The organism is Brachybacterium sp. UMB0905 (assembly GCF_002871795.1).
Lineage (GTDB): Bacteria > Actinomycetota > Actinomycetes > Actinomycetales > Dermabacteraceae > Brachybacterium.
On record NZ_PNHL01000043.1, the window covers coordinates 1 to 610 of the forward strand.

General features: G+C 62.5%; 2 protein-coding genes. Both read left to right on the top strand.

The genetic code is table 11. The features are described from left to right. A partial coding sequence (locus CJ197_RS15015; RefSeq protein WP_369801563.1) for a restriction endonuclease subunit S occupies window positions 1-383 on the top strand: 383 nt, incomplete at its 5' end. After that, window positions 380-595, top strand: a complete 216-nt coding sequence (locus CJ197_RS14780; RefSeq protein ID WP_102237481.1) for a hypothetical protein — start codon at window positions 380-382, stop codon at window positions 593-595. The genes CJ197_RS15015 and CJ197_RS14780, both read left to right, overlap by 4 nt. Window positions 596-610: the final 15 nt, after the last annotated feature.

Below are 610 nucleotides of genomic sequence, written 5' to 3' on the forward strand. Positions count from 1 at the left end.
CCCGCGCCATCCGCACACTCCACCGATCAGACCCCCGCCGACCGGGGGTGTTGCTTCGACGCTATGACACCACCTATAGGGAACAGCTCGAAATCGAAGTATCTGGCGCGATTGGTTTGGCGCGCAACATTTCACTCGCAAGCCTTCGCAGTCTTCCGATTCCTGCCTTAAACACTCGTCAGCAAGCTGAATTTGTTGGCGAGGCTGTAGAAGCACGGCAAAACGTGGAGGCCGCCCAAGCTGACATCACCGCGGCCATCACCCTCGCGAAGGAGCGCCGCGCCGCCCTCATCACCGCCGCGGTGACGGGCCAGATCGATGTCACGCACAAGCAGCGCCCCGTCGTCGAACAGCTGCAGGATGATCTTCAGGAGCAGGCATGAGCGGATCGGACCTCGCCAAGGAAAAAGCGTTCCAGCAGGAGATCGCCGAACATCTTGAAGCCCACGGCTGGCTGCACTCCCCCACCTCGGCCGGGTATGACAAGCAGCGCGCCCTGTTCCCCGAGGACGTGCTGGGCTGGCTCGCCACATCGGACCTGACTTGGACCTCTCTGGGGTATCGACGCGGGTTTTGGGTGTATCGGTGCTGGTGAGCGCTTCGCGCCTGC